Origin of the sequence: Pseudomonas muyukensis (genome assembly GCF_019139535.1) — a bacterium.
Lineage (GTDB): Bacteria > Pseudomonadota > Gammaproteobacteria > Pseudomonadales > Pseudomonadaceae > Aquipseudomonas > Aquipseudomonas muyukensis.
This window is the reverse complement of the sequence record NZ_CP077073.1, coordinates 1992916-2010000: the sequence shown is the minus strand read 5'-3', so window position 1 is coordinate 2010000 and position 17085 is coordinate 1992916. Positions and strand designations below refer to the sequence as shown.

15 protein-coding genes are annotated in these 17085 nt (G+C 66.2%); 5 read left to right on the top strand and 10 right to left on the bottom strand.

Annotation, left to right across the window (positions count from 1 at the left end):
- Window positions 1-601: 601 nt before the first annotated feature.
- Window positions 602-1696, bottom strand: coding sequence for an MBL fold metallo-hydrolase (locus KSS95_RS09035; RefSeq protein ID WP_217853359.1), 1095 nt, complete (start codon window positions 1694-1696; stop codon window positions 602-604).
- Window positions 1697-1822: 126 nt separating this feature from the next.
- Here KSS95_RS09035 and KSS95_RS09030 point away from each other — a divergent pair, with 126 nt between their 5' ends.
- Window positions 1823-2899 carry a diguanylate cyclase gene (locus KSS95_RS09030; RefSeq protein ID WP_217853358.1) on the top strand — a complete coding sequence of 359 codons (1077 nt, stop codon included), beginning with the start codon at window positions 1823-1825 and terminating at the stop codon, window positions 2897-2899.
- Window positions 2900-2951: 52 nt separating this feature from the next.
- Window positions 2952-5534, top strand: coding sequence for a bifunctional diguanylate cyclase/phosphodiesterase (locus KSS95_RS09025; protein WP_217853357.1), 2583 nt, complete (start codon window positions 2952-2954; stop codon window positions 5532-5534).
- On the opposite strand, the gene KSS95_RS09020 is transcribed toward KSS95_RS09025, so the two are convergent.
- On the bottom strand, window positions 5519-5851 hold the full coding sequence (locus KSS95_RS09020) for a DUF2025 family protein (RefSeq protein ID WP_217853356.1): 333 nt from the start codon (window positions 5849-5851) through the stop codon (window positions 5519-5521). The two genes, KSS95_RS09025 and KSS95_RS09020, sit on opposite strands and share 16 nt — an antisense overlap.
- Before the next feature lie 186 nt (window positions 5852-6037).
- Between KSS95_RS09020 and KSS95_RS09015 the strand changes: the two genes are divergently transcribed.
- Window positions 6038-7252, top strand: coding sequence for a GAF domain-containing sensor histidine kinase (locus tag KSS95_RS09015; protein WP_217853355.1), 1215 nt, complete (start codon window positions 6038-6040; stop codon window positions 7250-7252).
- Here KSS95_RS09015 and KSS95_RS09010 read toward each other — a convergent pair.
- Window positions 7191-8108 (bottom strand): LysR family transcriptional regulator, encoded by a 918-nt coding sequence (locus KSS95_RS09010; RefSeq protein WP_217853354.1) that lies wholly within the window; start codon window positions 8106-8108, stop codon window positions 7191-7193. The two genes, KSS95_RS09015 and KSS95_RS09010, sit on opposite strands and share 62 nt — an antisense overlap.
- Window positions 8109-8224: 116 nt before the next feature.
- Between KSS95_RS09010 and KSS95_RS09005 the strand changes: the two genes are divergently transcribed.
- Complete coding sequence (locus KSS95_RS09005; protein ID WP_217853353.1) at window positions 8225-8983, top strand: SDR family NAD(P)-dependent oxidoreductase; 759 nt, start codon at window positions 8225-8227, stop codon at window positions 8981-8983.
- 47 nt (window positions 8984-9030) lie between these two features.
- Here KSS95_RS09005 and KSS95_RS09000 read toward each other — a convergent pair whose 3' ends face one another.
- The 7 genes from KSS95_RS09000 to KSS95_RS08975 form a co-directional block, all read right to left on the bottom strand.
- Entirely contained in the window at window positions 9031-9888 is an 858-nt protein-coding gene (locus KSS95_RS09000; RefSeq protein ID WP_217853352.1) for an efflux RND transporter periplasmic adaptor subunit, read from the bottom strand.
- A gap of 11 nt (window positions 9889-9899) precedes the next feature.
- Window positions 9900-10106: a DUF1656 domain-containing protein gene (locus KSS95_RS08995; protein WP_217853351.1), complete on the bottom strand. Its 207-nt coding sequence runs from the start codon at window positions 10104-10106 to the stop codon at window positions 9900-9902.
- Window positions 10093-12081 carry an FUSC family protein gene (locus KSS95_RS08990; protein WP_217853350.1) on the bottom strand — a complete coding sequence of 663 codons (1989 nt, stop codon included), beginning with the start codon at window positions 12079-12081 and terminating at the stop codon, window positions 10093-10095. The genes KSS95_RS08995 and KSS95_RS08990 overlap by 14 nt, the downstream gene beginning before the upstream one ends.
- A 266-nt stretch (window positions 12082-12347) precedes the next feature.
- Window positions 12348-12464 carry a cytochrome c oxidase subunit CcoM gene (gene ccoM / locus KSS95_RS24675; protein ID WP_023629476.1) on the bottom strand — a complete coding sequence of 39 codons (117 nt, stop codon included), beginning with the start codon at window positions 12462-12464 and terminating at the stop codon, window positions 12348-12350.
- Between the two features lie 135 nt (window positions 12465-12599).
- Window positions 12600-12761 (bottom strand): hypothetical protein, encoded by a 162-nt coding sequence (locus tag KSS95_RS08985; RefSeq protein ID WP_186662249.1) that lies wholly within the window; start codon window positions 12759-12761, stop codon window positions 12600-12602.
- Between the two features lie 60 nt (window positions 12762-12821).
- Window positions 12822-13148: an aspartate-semialdehyde dehydrogenase gene (locus tag KSS95_RS08980; protein WP_217853349.1), complete on the bottom strand. Its 327-nt coding sequence runs from the start codon at window positions 13146-13148 to the stop codon at window positions 12822-12824.
- A 102-nt stretch (window positions 13149-13250) separates the two neighbouring features.
- Window positions 13251-13943, bottom strand: a complete 693-nt coding sequence (locus tag KSS95_RS08975) for a M949_RS01915 family surface polysaccharide biosynthesis protein (protein WP_217853348.1) — start codon at window positions 13941-13943, stop codon at window positions 13251-13253.
- Window positions 13944-14079: 136 nt separating this feature from the next.
- Here KSS95_RS08975 and rapA point away from each other — a divergent pair, with 136 nt between their 5' ends.
- Window positions 14080-16926, top strand: a complete 2847-nt coding sequence (gene rapA / locus KSS95_RS08970; RefSeq protein ID WP_217853347.1) for an RNA polymerase-associated protein RapA — start codon at window positions 14080-14082, stop codon at window positions 16924-16926.
- Window positions 16927-17085 lie beyond the last annotated feature (159 nt).

Below are 17085 nucleotides of genomic sequence, written 5' to 3'. Positions count from 1 at the left end.
ACCTGCTGTCAACCACCTTTTTCACCGCTTTCGATGTGAAACCGAAGCCCTTGCACCGCCTCCGAACTCGCTTAACTCGTTGAATCTCAAGGAGTTTCGCGTTCCGTTGTCGCTGGAAGTGGGGCGCATTATAAGGGGATCTGGAACTGCGTCAACCTTTAATTTCAATATTTCAAATAATAAGGGGAAGGACCGCGTCAGGGGCGCCAGGGGCCCGCCGCAAGCTTTGCAGCGCCTATCAGATTGAGCGCCGCCCGCGCGGCGCTTCGCCGGCAAGCCGGCTCCTACAGTTTGTTTCGGGCCAGTTATGCCTATGAAAGTATTGGCGCCTGCCTGGGTGCATGGCGTGAGTCGGGCGGGGCGGCGGCAACGCCCGCGCTGAAACCGCGGTGTACCAAAAAGGCGGACCAGGTGATGGCGCAGAAGAGATTGGCCCGGAACAAATGTAGGAGCCGGCTTGCCGGCGAAGCGCCGCGCGGGCGGCGCTCGATCGCCCAGGCGCTGAATACCTAACGGCGAACACCCCTCAACGCAAACACAACCTCCAGACGAACACCTCTAACTCCCCCTCCCAACTATCTATACACCTATATTAAGAACCCTACCGCGCCGCCACCGCCCGTTCCGCCGCCTTCCCCTGCTGACGCAAAGGCCGCGGTCGCCACCAGTTCTGCCCGGCATGGGGCGAGTCCAGGCTGACCCGCTCCCCCATCTGGGGCGTGCTCAACGGCACCTGTGCCGCGCTGGCCAACGCCAGGATGCGTTCATAAGGCTCCTGCCAACTGTGAGTCGACAAATCGAACGTGCCGTTGTGAATCGGCAGCAGCCAGCGCCCCCGCACATCCAGATGCGCCTGCAGGCTCTGCTCAGGCTGCATGTGCACATTGGGCCAGGCCAGGTTGTAGGCGCCAGTCTCCATCAGGGTGATATCGAATGGCCCGAAACGCTCGCCGATTTCACGAAAGCCCGCGAAGTACCCGGTGTCACCACTGAAGAACACCCGCAAACTCTCGTCGATCACCACCCAGGACGCCCACAGCCTGCGGTTGCTGTCGAACAACCCACGCCCCGAAAAATGCTGCGCCGGCGTGGCGACGAAGCGCACGCCCTCGACCTCGGTGTCTTGCCACCAGTCCAGTTGCCGCACCTTGGCAGCCGGCACGCCCCACGCCACCAGCAGGTCGCCCACCCCAAGCGGCGCGAGGAAATACTCGGTACGCGGCGCCAACCGGCGTATCGCCTGTTCGTCGAGGTGGTCGAAATGATCGTGGGACAGGATCACCGCCGTCAGCGGCGGCAGATCGTCCAGCGCCAGCGGCGGCGCATGGAAGCGCAACGGTCCGGCCCACTGCACGGGCGAGGCGCGTTCGGCGAACACCGGGTCGGTAATGAAGAAGCGCCCGCGCAGCTTCAACAGCACGGTGGAGTGCCCCAGGCGCCACAAACTGTGATCCGGCGCATCGACCACCTGCTGGCGGGTCATCGGCTGCATGCTGAGCGCACTGCCGGGCCGGGTCTCGGGCGGCTTGCGCAACAGCAGGTACTTCAGGCCGATGCGCAGCTTCTTGAGCACGCCGTCCTGGGGCAGTTCGGCCTGGTTGTGAAAGCGTCCATCCCGATGCGGTGCCGGCTCGCCGGCGGGTGAAGGCAAGGGAGCCATGAGCAGGAACACTCCGAGCAAGAGGAAGGCCTTCATGTTACCCCACAGGGATCGGATCAACCGTGAATTGGCTTGTAAGGTCATTTTTCGCCGATGAACGATTGTTCAACAATATTCACACGACTTATGCGATAAACGGCGCCTCACAGAAGAACAAACAACATGATCGACAACCGCAGCGGCAAAGGGCTCTCTTTCGTCAGGCGTATCTACCTGCCACGCATCATCGGCCTGGGTATCGGCTTGTTCAGCGTGATGGCCGCGATCGCCCCGCTGCACCTGCCCGACTGGACCTGGGCGCTGCTGCTGTTCAATGGCCTGCTGTGGCCCCATGTGGCCTACCAGTGGGCCCTGCGCTCGGCCACGCCGTACCAGGCCGAGCAACGCAATATCCTGCTCGACTCGCTGATGGGCGGCTTCTGGACCGCGGCCATGCAGTTCAACCCGCTGCCCAGCGTGACCATCCTGTCGATGATGACCATGAACAACGTCGCCGCCGGCGGCCTGCGCGTGTTGCTGCGTGGCCTGCTGGCCCAGCTGTGCGGCATGCTGCTGGCCAGCGCGCTGTTCGGCACGGGGTTGCAACTGCACACCACCTCGCTGCAGATGCTCGCCTGCCTGCCGATGCTCACGCTCTATCCGCTGGCCCTGGGCTGGGTGTGCTACCAGCTGGCGATCAAGCTGGCCGAGCACAAGCGCCGCCTCAGCGCCCTGAGCCGCACCGACAGCCTGACCGGCCTGCTCAATCATGGCTCATGGAAAGACACCCTGCTGCTCAAGTTCCAGATCTGCCGACAACAGCAATTGCCGGCGGTGGTCGCGCTGATCGACATCGACCATTTCAAGGCCATCAACGACACCTACGGCCATGTGGTCGGCGACTGCGTGCTGCGCCAGCTCAGCCAGGAGCTGCGGCGTAACCTGCGCGAGGACGACCTGGCCGGACGCTATGGCGGCGACGAGTTCTGCGTGATCCTGCCGGGTGCCCACCCAGCCCAGGCCTGCCAGGCGATGGAACGCCTGCGCGAGCGCGTGGGCGCCTACCGCAACCCGCAACTGCCGGCGCTGCGCATCAGCCTGAGCATCGGCCTGGCGGGGCTGCATGCGCACCTGAGCTCACCCGAACACTGGCTCGAGGAGGCCGACAAAGCCTTGTATGCCGCCAAACACCTGGGCCGCGACCAGGTCAATTTTGCCCGCGGCGAGGTCGCTCCCCTGAAGCTGGCCTATCCTGAGTGAAGCTTCGCCCAGGCCCCGGGCGCAAGACTGCTGTTGAAGGAGTCGCCCGTACATGGATAGGAACGCCGACCTTTCGCCCCTAAGCCCCACCTCGCGCCTGCAGGTGCGTCGCCTGGTCGGAGGGTTCTGCGCGCTGTTCGGCCTTGGCTGCCTGGTCGCCCTGGGGGCGCTGTTCAACATCGCCGCCACCCTGGACCACCAGGCCCAGCAACAGAGCACCTTCCACGCCACCCAGGCGCTGCAGCAGCGGCTGCTCGCCTCGCGCCAGTTCCTCTCGAGCTACGCGGTCTGGGACGCCGCCCAGGAGCACCTGGTCGACCAGGTCGACTGGCAGTGGGCCTACGAAGAAAAGAACGTGGGGGAATCGCTGTTCAGCGCCAGCGGCTACGAAGGCGTGTTCGTGGTCGAGGATACGCGCACCCGTTACGCGCTGTTCAAGGGCAAGCCCACCGACGCGGCGGCCAGCGCCTACATCGACAGCCCCCTGGCGGCGGTTATCGGCGAAGCCCGCAAGGCAGCGCCTGCCCGCGAGCAGGTGACCCACTTCGTGCGTTTCAACGGCTGGCCGGCAGTGCTCAGCGCCGCGGCCATTCGCCCGGACAAGGAGGTGGTCGAGGACGAAGTCAGCCAGGCGCCGGTGATGATCTTTGTCGACCAACTGACCGAGGCCAAGCTGCAACGCTTGGGCGAAGGCGCCGGGCTCACTCGTATGCGCCTGGAAAAGAACAACCCGGCAAGCCAGCAGCAACCGCATATCGCCCTGGGCGACACCGGCTATCACCTGGCCTGGGACAGCCCGCAGCCGGGCCGCCAGTTGCTCTGGGCAGTGCTGCCGCCGCTGCTGGGCGTGCTGCTGGTGCTGGGCCTGGTGCTGCTCTACCTGTTCCGCCACGCGCTGCGCAGCTCCCAGGCCATCGACCAGAGCCTGCTGCGCCTGCAACAGAGCAACAGCGCCCTGGAGGCCAGCGAGCAACGCTTTCGCGCAGTGGCCGAGGCCGCCTCCGACTGGATCTGGGAAACCGACCAGCATCACCGCCTGACCTACCTGTCGCAGCGTTTCGTCAGCGTCACCGGTTACCACGTCGAGCAATGGCTCGGCCAGCCGCTCAACCAACTGCTGTCCTGCGACACCACGCCCCTGCTGCCATGGCTCGACAGCCAGGCCGACAGCGATCCGCAGCAACTGGCCAACCTGCGCTGCAATTACCGCGACCCTTCGGGGCAGACCCGCTATTGTCGGATCTCCGCGCGCTCGATCGTGTTTGACGGCAAACTCGCCGGTTTTCGCGGCACCGCCAGCGACATCACCGACGAGGTCGCCGCCCATGCCCGCATCCAGCACCTGTCGATGCACGATGCGCTGACGGGCCTGGCCAACCGCAACAAGCTCTCGCGGCACCTGGAACAAGCGCTGTTGCGCGGCAACGAGTCGCCGCCCCTGGCCCTGCTGCTATTGGACCTGGACAGCTTCAAGCCGATCAACGACTCCCTCGGCCACCCGGCTGGCGACGCTGTGCTGCAGGAAGTGGCCACCCGCCTGCGCGACACCACCCGCGACGGCGACCTGGTGGCACGCCTGGGCGGCGACGAGTTCGTCCTGGTGCTGCATGGGCTGGACAACCGCAGCGAGATCGACCGTTTCTGCGCGCGCCTGATCGACCTGCTGCAACAGCCCATCACCTTCGAGGAACACCAGTTGCACATCGGTGCCAGCATCGGCATCGCCCAGGCCCGCGCCCAGGGTTTCGACGCCGGCGAACTGATCCGCTGCGCCGATATCGCCCTGTACCAGGCCAAGGCAGACGGCAAGCACACCTGGCGCTACTTCTCGCCCGAGATGAACCAGCAGATCCAGTACCGCCGACAATTGGAGAACGACCTGCGCCGGGCAATCAAGCAGCACGAGTTCGTCCTGCACTACCAGCCGCGCTACCGCCTGGAGGACCTGCACATCGTCTCGGTGGAGGCGCTGCTACGCTGGCAGCATCCGCAAGAAGGCCTGCTCGGGCCGGACACCTTCATTCCCCTGGCCGAGCAGAGCGACCTGATCGTGCCCCTTGGCCGCTGGGTGCTGGCCGAGGCGTGCCGCACCGCCCGCGACTGGCCCGAAGCGCTGCTGGTGTCGGTCAACCTGTCGCCGGCGCAGTTCTCGCGCAGCGATGTGGTCGCCGATGTACGCCAGATCCTGCAGGAAACCGGCTTCCCGGCCCAGCGCCTGGAGCTGGAAATCACCGAAAACGTGATGCTCAACGATATCGAAGGCGCCCTGGGCACCATGCTGGCCCTCAAGGAGCTAGGCGTGCGCCTGAACATGGACGACTTCGGCACCGGCTACTCGTCATTGGGCTACCTGCGTACCTACCCGTTCGACAGCATCAAGATCGACAAGCGCTTCATCGCCGGGCTGAGCAACCAGAGCGGCAACGACCGGGCGGTGGTGCAGGCCATCATCAACCTGGGCAAGGCCATGGGCCTGACGGTGACGGCCGAGGGGGTGGAGACCGAGCAGCAATTGCAGGCGCTGGGCAAGGAGCAGTGCCACGAGGTGCAAGGGTACTACCTGAGCAAACCGGTGGATCGCGCAGGGTTCGAGGCACTGCTGGCAGGGCGCAAGACGCGTCAGGACGCGAGCTGACGCCGGTTGCGTTCGGCGACGATCTCCGGCAGGTCGGTGCGCCGCAGGTACAGCCGCAGCGGCTCGCCAATGTTCAAGCGGTCATCCACATGCTGCTCCAGCAGCAGTGCCAGGCGTGCCCGGCACAGCGCCATGCGGCTATCGGCCTCGAGCCGCCAGACGAATTCGCAGCAGGGAGTGATGCTGTCGTCGGCCACATCCATGCCGAACGAGTCTTCGGAAAAGCGCACGATATGGGTACCGCGCTTGCCGTGGAAGCCGACGAAGCCCTTGAGCTGGTCGGCGGCGTTGCAGATGTCCTGGGACGTGATGGCCATGACGTAACCTCGCAAAAATTCGGAAGTGACGCACGCCGGGCAAGCGGTCGCCTCTGGCGGGCAACGCGCAGGTGCCAGACTACCCCATGTGCCAGACCGTTCGCCAAGGTTTTTCAAGCGCAGCCGCCAGGCCCGCTAGACTGTTTTTTCCAACCCTTTTCAGTGCCCAGCGGATCCGGACTTTTCATGACCCAGGCAGTCAGCGCCGACATCGCCATCATTGGCCGCATCAACGCCGTACCGGCCATTCTCCAGGTGATCTGCGAGACCACCGGCCTGCGCTTCGCCGCCGTGGCGCGGGTCACCGACAGCCGCTGGGCCGCCTGCGCCGTGCTCGACACCCTCGGCTTCGGCCTGGGCGTCGGCGACGAGCTCGATGTCGCCACCACCCTGTGCCACGAAATCCGCAGCACCCGGCAGAGCATCGTGATCGACAAGGCCAGTGAAGACCAACAGTACTGCGCTCATCACACCCCAAGGCTGTACCGCTTCGAAAGCTACATCTCGGTACCGGTGCTGCGCACCGACGGCAGCTTCTTCGGCACCATCTGCGCCCTGGATTCCAAGCCGACAGTGCTCAAGGGCACCGCCATCGAGCCCATGATGGAATCCTTCGCCCGCCTGCTGGCGATCCAGATCGAGAGCGAGGAAAGCGCCCAGCGCACCGAACGCGCCCTGGAACAGGAACGCGCCTCTGCCGAGGTGCGCGAGCAGTTCATCGCCGTACTCGGCCACGACCTGCGCAACCCGCTGTTCGCCATCACCGCCGGTGCCGAACTGCTCGCCCAGCGTGCGCAGGACGAAAAACAGCGGGCCATCGCCCGCCACATCCTCACGTGCGGCCAACGCGCCACCCAGCTGGTGCGCGACATGCTGGACTTCGCCCGTGGCCGCCTGGGTGCTGGCATCCCGCTGAACCTGCAACCCTGCGACGACCTGTGCGACGCGCTCAGGCATGTGGCCTCGGAGTTGCAGCGGGTCTATGCGCAGCGGCGCATTGCCCTGGAGATCGGCCCGGTCGGTGGCGTGCTGTGCGACCGCGAACGGATCACCCAGCTGCTTTCCAACCTGATCGCCAATGCCCTGGACCACGGCGACCCGCAAGGCGAGGTGAAGGTTCGCGCCGCCCTGGCCGATGGTAGTTTCATTCTCAGCGTGCACAACCAGGGACCACCCATTGCCCCGCAGCTGGTGCCGCTATTGTTCCAGCCATTCAGCCGGCCACTGTCCGGCGCGCCTCGACAAGGCCTGGGGCTGGGCCTGTACATCGCCAACCAGATTGCCCTGGCCCATGGCGGCCATATGCAAGTGACCTCCAGCGCATCGGGCGGCACGCTGTTCAGCTTGCACCTGCCACTGGCTCGACCTGCGACTGCAACAACACCGTCAGCCAGTTCATGAACGCCTGGACCCGGCGCGGCACATGGCGCTGCCGGGCATACAGCAACGACACCGGCATGGCCCGCGCTTGCCACGGTTCGAGCAACGACACCAGCTCGCCCCGGCGCAAGTGTTCATCGACGCCCACCGCCGGTACCTGGATCAACCCCAGGCCAGCCAGGCACGCGGCGGAATAAGCCTCGGCGTTGTTTACCGTGACCACGCCGTCCATGGCCTGGAAACGCAGTTCGCCGCCCTGCTCATACTCGAACCCCTGGCTGCGTGCGCCGAGGTTGCGCACGTAGTGAACCAGGCGGTGGCTGGCCAGGTCCTCCAGGGTGCGCGGCACACCATGGCGCTCGAGGTACGCGGGACTGGCACAGTTGCGCATGCTCAACTGCCCCACCGGCCGCGCCACCACGTCCAGATCGCCCAGCGCACCGATGCGCATCACACAATCGAAGCCTTCGCGCAGCAGGTCGACCTGGCGATCGGTGCAACTGATCTGCACCTCAAGGCGCGGGAAGCGCTGCAGAAACTGCGGCAGCGCCGGCACGATCAGCCGTCGCGCCATCATGGTCGGCAAGTCGATGCGCAGGCGCCCGGCCAGTTCGGCATCGTCGGCGCGGAACAGGCTCTCGATCTCGTCCATGCCCGACAGCAGGTCCTTGCTGCGCTCGTACAGCAAGGCGCCGTCCTGGGTCGCCTGTACCCGCCGCGTGGTGCGGTTGAGCAAGCGGGTGCCGAGCAGGCGCTCCAACGCCCGCACCTGCTCGGACACGGTCGAGCGCGGCAGCCCCAGGCTTTCGCCGGCCAGGGTGAAGCTGCTCAGCTCGCTGACCCGGACAAAGGTGCGCAATAGCTCGAACTTGTTCATCGATGGCTCCGATTGTCTGAAATTACCGAACAGTATTTCCAGATTTGCCGGATTTAACAGCCACCTTCCGACCAATAACCTTGTCGACAACTGCCACCCACCCCGAGGTAATCGACATGACTCGCAAGATCGCACTGATCACCGGCGCCAGCCGCGGCCTGGGCAAGAACGCCGCCGAACACCTGGCCGCCCGTGGTATCGACATCATCGGCACCTACCACAGCAAGGCCGATGAAGCCCGCGCCGTGGCCGCCTCGCTGACGCAGGCCGGGGTGCGCGCCGCCATGCTGCAGCTGGACGTCGGCGACAGCGCCAGCTTCGCCGCCTTCGCCGAGCGCCTGGGCGACACCCTCGAGCAGCAGTTCGGCCGGCGCCAGCTGGACTTTTTGCTGAACAACGCCGGCATCGGCCTGAACGTGCCGTTCAGCGAAACCAGCGAGGCACAGTTCGACCAGCTGCTCAACATCCAGCTCAAGGGCCCGTTCTTCCTCACTCAACGCCTACTGCCGCTGCTTGCCGATGGCGGGCGCATCGTCAATATTTCCACCGGCCTGACCCGCTTCGCCCTGCCCGGTTATGGCGCCTATGCGGCCATGAAAGGCGCGATGGAGGTGCTGACCCGCTACCAGGCCAAGGAACTGGGTGCGCGCGGCATTCGCGTGAACATCCTCGCCCCGGGCGCCATCGAGACCGACTTCGGCGGCGGCGTGGTACGCGACAATGCGCAGGTCAACGACTTCATCGCCGGCAATACCGCACTGGGGCGGGTCGGCCTGCCGGACGACATCGGCGCGGCCATCGCACTGTTGCTGGAGGACGGCAACGGCTGGCTCACCGGGCAGCGCCTGGAGGTCTCCGGCGGGATGTTCCTCTGACAGCAGGCGCCGGCGCGCGCTCGTATCGCCAGCACGGGATAGCAGGGTCAGTTTTCATGCACCTGCACGCTGGCGGTCATCCCCGCGCTCAGGGTCACCCCTTCGGGAACCTGATCCAGACGGATGCGCACCGGGATGCGCTGCGCCAGGCGCACCCAGTTGAACGTCGGCTCCACCTCGGGCAGCAGCTGCCCGTCCGGGGTCGAGTTGCGGTCGGTGATGCCGCGGCTGATGCTTTGCACATGCCCCTGCATCGCCTCGCCCGCGCCCATCAGCCAGACCTTGACCGGGTCGCCGACGCGAATCCGTGGCAGCTTGGTTTCTTCGAAATAGGCCTGGACATAGAAGGTGGCATCATCCACCAGGGCCATCACCGACTGCCCAGTGTTGACGAAGTTGCCCTCGGCCAGGCGCAGGTTGGTGATATGCCCGCCACGTGGTGCGCGCACTTCGCTGCGGGCCAGGTTGATCTTCGCCACCTGCAACTGGGCCTCGGCCTCGTGCAACTCGCCGCGAGCGACGGCGGCGTTGATCTGGGCGTTCTCGCGTAGCTCGGCGCTGATCGCCTCGGGCCCCAGCGCGGTGCGACGGGCCGCCTCGCGCTCGCGCAGGCGCAATTGCTGGGTGCGCGTCTCGACCACCGCACTGGCCTGGTCGAAGGCGGCCTGGAAGCGCTCGCGGTCGATGCTCATCAGCAACTCGCCAGCCTTGACCTGCTGGTTGTCATGCACCTTGAGCGCGCTGACCCAGCCCGACACGTCCGGGGCGATCACCACCACGTCGGCGCGCACCCGGGCATCCCGGGTCCAGGGCGTGAGCATGTAGTACTGCCAGAGCTGATAGCCGGCGAACACGGCGACGATCACCACGCACAGGGTGACCAGGGTACGTACAGCCATGGGCATCGAATTACTCCTCACAAAGGGCCAAACAGGCGCACCACCAGGTACAGCACACACACGAACAACGCTGTGTCGAACAGCGCTTCATGCCAGATCCAGCGCCCCAGCGGCGTGGCCTGGACCACCAAACGCAGCAGCCCGGTCAGCACCAGGGCCATCAACACATAGATCAGGAACGGGCTGAGCAGGACCCCGCCCAGCGCCCATTCACGCAAGCCCATGCACGTCCTCCTGCCAGCGGCACCACTTGCCCCAGCTTTTGCGCAATTGCAGCACCGCGCCGATCGCCAGGCGCAGCGGGTCGCTGGGCGGCTGGCGGCGCAGGGCCTCGATGAACCGATCGCTGGCGGCATCCAGGCGCTGGCCACGCCCCGGCCCCGGACCACTGGCCAGCACCGCCTCGAGTTGCCGCAAATACTCGCGCTCGGCATTGCCCAGCGGCGCCTGGGCCATGGCCAGGCACAGGCGCAGATGCACCAGCTCGTCGCCAATATCCAGGCCATGCAGGCCGTCGTCCCAGCGCTTGCGCTCGGCCTGGGGCAACTCGCTGGCATGCCGCGCCAGCTGCATCAGGCGGTCGGCCATGCGCCCGCCGAACCAGCTGTCGGCGCCGCGCAGATCGCGGCGGGTCAGGCGCACCAGGTCGCTTTGCGTGGCGGCGCGCAGGCGCCGGCCGAGCCAGGCGGGGTGGCGCAGCACCAGCAGGCGAAACGCCAGCACCGCCGCGCCGACGCCCAGGAGCATCGCCTGGGCACTGTTGAGCATGCTCGCCACGTCGAAATGCATGGCGTTGAGCGGCGCGACCAGGACGATGAAATGCAGGCAATAAGAGGTGGCCGTGGCTCCGGTACGCGGGTGGGCCATGCCCAGGGCACCGAACAGCAGGGGCACGCCCATGCCCAGGCAGAGCATGGCGAAGCTGCTCCATTGCGGCAGCAGGATCTGCCCGACCAGGAACGCCAGCGGGATCGCCAGGAGGATCCCGCGCAAAAAGCTCAAACCAATCTGCGCACCGTTCTCGCGGCTGGCGAACAAGCTGCAGACCACGCAGGTCAGCACCAGCCCGCCGGGTGCCGAAGGCCAGGCGGTGGCCAGCCAGAAGCTGCTCATGGCCAGGAACGCCAGGGCGCTGCGCGCGCCGAACAACAGCGCCAGGGACAGGTCGCGGTGGGCGGCCAGGCCCTGAGACAGCGCTTTGGGCGCCCTGCCCTGCTCCACGTCGTCGAGCGCCTGGGTCGCGGCCATGGCGTAGTCCAGCAGCAGGGTCAGGCGTGCCAGGCCGTAGTGTTCGGCGGCACTGATGCGCTCATCGTGGGCCGCATCCCAGACCCGTTGGCGCAACAACAGCAGGCTGGGCTGGTCGGGGTTGCCCAGCAGGGCCCGGACTTCATCCAGCCAAGGTGCCAGGCGCGCGACCTCGCCCTGGTCGAGCTGGCGCCACTGCCGGCGCACTGAGCGCGAGAGGCGCAGCAGCACCATCAACTGCTGGCTCAGGCCCCGGATCGCCCGGGCACGCTGGCGGCCGCTGCTGCCCTCGAACCAGGCGTGCTCGCGCTGGGCATCGATGGCGACGATACGCCCAAGGCTGTCGAGCAGGCCTTGGCGTGCCTGGTCCTCGCCACCGAGCATGGCGCTGGCAGCTTGCAGGCCGTTGTGCCAGGCCTGGCGCGCCTGCCCGGTGAGCTGCTGCTCGACCCGCATCGGCCAGATCAGCGCGCTGCTGGCCGTGGCGCAGCAAATGCCCAGGCAGATCTCGGTGCAGCGGGCCACGGCCTGGTCGAACACCTGCAAGGGGTGGTCGATCGCCGGCAGGGCGATGATCGCCACGGTATAGCCGGCCAGCACGTAAGCGTAGGCCCAGGCGCTGCGCAGTTGCGTCGAGGCAGCGGTACACAGCGCCAGCCACAGGGCCAGGGTCAGCAGGAACAGCCAGGGGGTCTGGGCGAACAGGGCGATGAACACCACCGACATGCAAGTGCCGACCAAGGTGCCGGCCAGCCGCGCCAGGCCCTTCTGCACCACCATGCCTGACAGCGGCTGGGCAACGATGAATGCGGTCATCAGCGCCCAGGACGGCTGCTCCAGGCCCCAGCGCATCGCCAGCCACAGTGCCAGGCCGCCACCGAGCAAGGTCTTGATGGCGAACTTCAGGGCAAGGCTGCCGGGGGCGAACAGGGCCTGGAAGGTAATAGGCACGAATCGGACCTTGGGGCGCAGGGGTAGTAGGAAGAACGATAGACAACGGGAGGCAGGATAAGGCGCAATCGATTAATTAGCTAGCTAAGCATCAAATAAACCAGCGCCGATAGCCTGGGCATGCCCTCGCGTCACGAGCCGCCCCGACCCGCGCAGGCAACGGCAGCGCAACAATGCCCGGGCCTCACGGGCATTTCCCCCAGGCAAAAAAAATGGGCGACCGAAGTCGCCCTAAATGCCTTGCGTGCTCCTGAACCCGGAACGATTCAGCGCTGATTGCGCTTTTTCGAATCCTTCCAGATGAAAATGCCCAGACCGGCGAAGAACGCCAACATCAATCCGACCGTTACCACACCTGCGATAACCACGTTGTCGAAGAACATGTCGGCCCCTCCCTTGGTGTGCCGTCATCCGATGGGTGCAAGGTAACCAATGCCGGGAGGGGGAAAATTGACCGGAGTCAAAGGTGCCCGGGGCCGGGCACGCAAGGCGGGTGCGGGGTTGACCTGAATCAGTTTTTAACGCTTCTTCGGCTTGCCCTTGGGCTTTTTCTTCTTGGCCTGGCCCAGCGGCATGGCTTGCTCGAAGGCCTGACGCATGTCGTTCAGGCGCTTGTCGTTGAGGTCGTGGATACGTTTGGCGCGCTCGGCACCGAAGTCGATCAGGTTGTCTTGGCTCATGGGCGGGCTCGACGGACAGCAGAGGCCTTCATGATGAAGGCAAGCGTGGGTGCTGACTAGTCAGACTTCGATATCCACCAGCAAGCCCTGGCGCGTGCGCTCGCCCAACGGCGCTACCGGTACGGTGTTGTCGGCATTGAGTTCATCGCCCGGCATGGCCCCATGGCGCTCAGCTTCGGCCTGCTCGCGCCGCTGTTGCTGGCGGCGCTGTTCGTCGCGCAGCAACAGCACTTGCTCCTCGGGGTCGCGATGGCGCTTGAGGTCGACGCTGGCGTCGCTGGAGGCCGGCTGCGCCGGTACCACCGGAGGGATGGTCGGCGGCGGCTTGACCGGATCCTGTTGCGAGGTCACGGGGGCGGCACTGAGCGGGATGATCGGCGGCAGCATGGCATGGTCTCCTGTAGCCACTGTGTCGGCCGCCGACACGCCGCCTTGAATAGCGCCGGGCAACGGTGTGCGGTGCGTCACAGCCGCCAGTATAGACCGCGGTTATTCGGCATCGTCGGGGCCGTCGTCCGGCGCGTTGACCGAATCGTTCCACGGCCGCTTGTAGACCTGCAGCCACACCGCGTCCATATGCTCGCGCAGCACCTGTGGCGCGCCCTTGAGCGAGGCGCTGTCCTCGCGCTCGCCGCCGAACGGATCCTCGCCGGGCGGGGCGATCAGCGACTGGCCGGTGATGGTGTAGCTGGCCTGCCCTTCGCGCATCTCGATGGCGATGTCGTGCGGGTCGATCCCGCCGCCGCAGAACGCATGGCTGGCCACGGTCACTTCGGCCACGCCGTCCTTGTTCAGGTCGCTGACATCGCTGACGTCGGGATAGAAGTCGACATCCAGGTCGAGGCCGGCACAGGTGGTCTCCTGCTCGATCTGCCAGCGTGCCTTGAAGGCATCGCCACCGGCGGCGCGGCCATACAAAGTGGCCTTGAGCAGCACCTTGTCGACTTCTTCCTCGGTATCCGGGTCGGTGGCCTGGCCATCGACCCGGCTCAATACCAGCAAACCCTCGCCCTCGCGGTCATGAAAGTGCACGCTCTTGATCGGCGTCTGCACGCCGAGCACCTCCAGTTGCTCCACTGGAATGGGTGGCAGGATCTCGAAGCTTTTCTGTTCGCAAGCGGCCAGCAGCGCCAGGCTGCCCAGGCCCAAGGAGAGGTTCAACCAACGGTGCTTGGCAAACATGTGGCGCGTGGCCCTCGTGACGGGACGGTGTGCCTCGACGAACACGCTAGACTCTCTACTCGTTCGAGTAATCTTTGGTCTGGCGCAGCCGATCCGGTAACATGACCGGCTTTTTCATCGCGGGAGTTTTGGCAGTATGGCGCAGCAGTATCAACCGGGGCAACGCTGGATCAGCGACAGCGAAGCCGAGCTCGGTCTTGGGACCATCCTGGCGCAGGATGGCCGCCTGTTGACCGTGCTCTACCCGGCCACGGGCGACACCCGCCAGTACTCGCTACGCAATGCGCCGCTGACCCGCGTGCGCTTCTCGCCGGGCGACCAGATCACCCATTTCGAGGGCTGGAAGCTGACCGTGCGCGAAGTCGAGGACGTCGACGGCCTGCTGGTCTACCACGGCATCGACGGGCAGAACCAGGCGTGCACGCTGCCCGAGACGCAACTGTCGAACTTCATCCAGTTCCGCCTGGCCAGCGACCGTCTGTTCGCCGGGCAGATCGACCCGCTGTCGTGGTTCTCGCTGCGCTACAACACCCTGCAACACACCAGCAAGCAGATGCTCTCGACCCTGTGGGGCCTGGGCGGCGTACGCGCGCAGCCAATCGCCCACCAGTTGCACATCGCCCGCGAAGTCGCCGACCGCATCGCCCCGCGCGTGTTGCTGGCCGACGAAGTAGGCCTGGGCAAGACCATCGAGGCCGGCCTGGTGATCCACCGCCAGCTGCTGTCCGGCCGCGCCAGCCGCGTGCTGATTTTGGTGCCGGAGAACCTGCAGCACCAATGGCTGGTGGAAATGCGCCGGCGCTTCAACCTGCAGGTCGCGCTGTTCGACGCCGAGCGTTTCATCGAGAGCGACGCCAGCAACCCGTTCGAGGATGCCCAGCTGGCGCTGGTCGCCCTGGAGTGGCTGGTGGACGACGAGAAGGCCCAGGATGCGCTGTTCGCCGCCGGCTGGGACCTGATGGTGGTCGACGAAGCCCACCACCTGGTGTGGCACGAGGAACAGGCCAGCCCCGAGTACGCCCTGGTCGAGCAACTGGCCCAGGTGATCCCCGGCGTGCTGCTGCTCACCGCCACCCCCGAGCAGCTCGGCCAGGACAGCCACTTCGCCCGCCTGCGCCTGCTCGACCCCAACCGTTTCCATGACCTGGCCGCGTTCCGCGCCGAGAGCGAACACTATCGCCCGGTGGCCGAGGCGGTGCAGGAACTGCTCGACGAGGGCCGCCTGTCGCCCAAGGCCCACGCCACCATCCAGGGTTTCCTCGGCGCCGAAGGCGAGGCGCTGCTGGGCGCCGTCAGCGATGGCGACAGCCAGGCCAGCGCCCGCCTGATCCGCGAGCTGCTCGACCGCCACGGCACTGGCCGCGTGCTGTTCCGTAACACCCGCGCGGCGATCCAGGGCTTCCCCGAGCGCCAGTTGCACCCCTACCCGCTGGCCAACCCCGAGCAGTACGCCGAGCTGCCGTCCGGCGAGCGCGCCGAGCTGTACCCGGAAGTGGCCTTCCAGGCCCAGGGCGAAGCCGCCGACGACGAGCGCTGGTGGCGCTTCGACCCACGGGTCGACTGGCTGATCGACACCCTGAAAATGCTCAAGCGCACCAAGGTGCTGGTGATCTGCGCCCACGCCGAAACCGCCATGGACCTGGAAGACGCCCTGCGCGTGCGCTCCGGCATTCCAGCCACGGTGTTCCACGAGGGCATGAGCATCCTCGAGCGCGACCGCGCCGCGGCCTATTTCGCCGACGAGGAATTTGGCGCCCAGGTGCTGATCTGCTCCGAGATCGGCAGCGAAGGCCGCAACTTCCAGTTCGCCCATCACCTGGTGATGTTCGACCTGCCGGCCCACCCAGACCTGCTCGAGCAGCGCATCGGCCGCCTCGACCGGATCGGCCAGAAGCACACCATCGAGCTGCACATCCCCTACTTGCAGGACAGCCCGCAACAGCGCCTGTTCCAGTGGTACCACGAGGGCCTCAACGCCTTCCTCAATACCTGCCCGACTGGCAACGCCCTGCAGCACCAGTTCGGCCCGCGCCTGCTGGCGCAACTGCCTGGCGGCGACGCCAAGGGTTGGGACAAGCTGGTGGCCGAGGCCCGCGCCGAGCGCGAGCGCCTGGAAGCCGAGCTGCACACCGGCCGTGACCGCCTGCTGGAACTCAACTCCGGTGGCGCCGGCGAAGGCCAGGCGTTGGTCGAGGACATTCTCGAACAGGACGACCAGTTCGCCCTGCCCATCTACATGGAAACCCTGTTCGACGCCTTCGGCATCGACAGCGAGGACCACTCGGAAAACGCCTTGGTGCTCAAGCCGAGCGAGAAGATGCTCGACGCCAGCTTCCCGCTGGGCGACGACGAAGGCGTGACCATCACCTACGACCGCGGCCAGGCGCTGTCGCGCGAGGACATGCAGTTCCTTACCTGGGAACACCCGATGGTCCAGGGCGGCATGGACCTGGTGCTGTCCGGCTCGATGGGCAACACCGCCGTGGCGCTGATCAAGAACAAAGCCCTCAAGCCCGGCACCGTGCTGCTCGAGCTGCTCTACGTCAGCGAAGTGGTAGCCCCGCGCAGCCTGCAACTGGGCCGCTACCTGCCACCGGCGGCGCTGCGCTGCCTGCTCGACGCCAATGGCAACGACCTGGGCCCGCGGGTGGCCTTCGAGACCCTCAACGACCAGCTCGAAAGCGTGCCCAAGGCCAGTGCCAACAAGTTCGTCCAGGCCCAGCGCGACGTGCTGGCCAAGCGCATCGCCGACGGCGAGGCCAAGGTCATGCCGACCCACGAGGAACGTGTGGCCCAGGCCAAGCAGCGCCTGAGCGCCGAAGCCGACGAGGAGCTGGCGCGCCTGACCGCGCTCAAGGCGGTCAACCCGAGTGTGCGTGACAGCGAGATCGACGCCCTGCGCAAGCAGCGTGAAGACAGCCTGACGGCGCTGGAGAAAGCCGCCCTGCGCCTGGAGGCGATCCGGGTGCTGGTCGCTGGCTGATCGGAATTCGCGTATCCCCTGTAGGAGCGGCCTTGTGTCGCGAAAGGGTCGCGCAGCGGCCCCAGGGTCTTGGCTGTGTCGCAAGATTGTCGGGGCTGCTTCGCAGCCCTTCGCGACACAAGGCCGCTCCTACAGGGATCGCGCGAAGCCGAACACCCA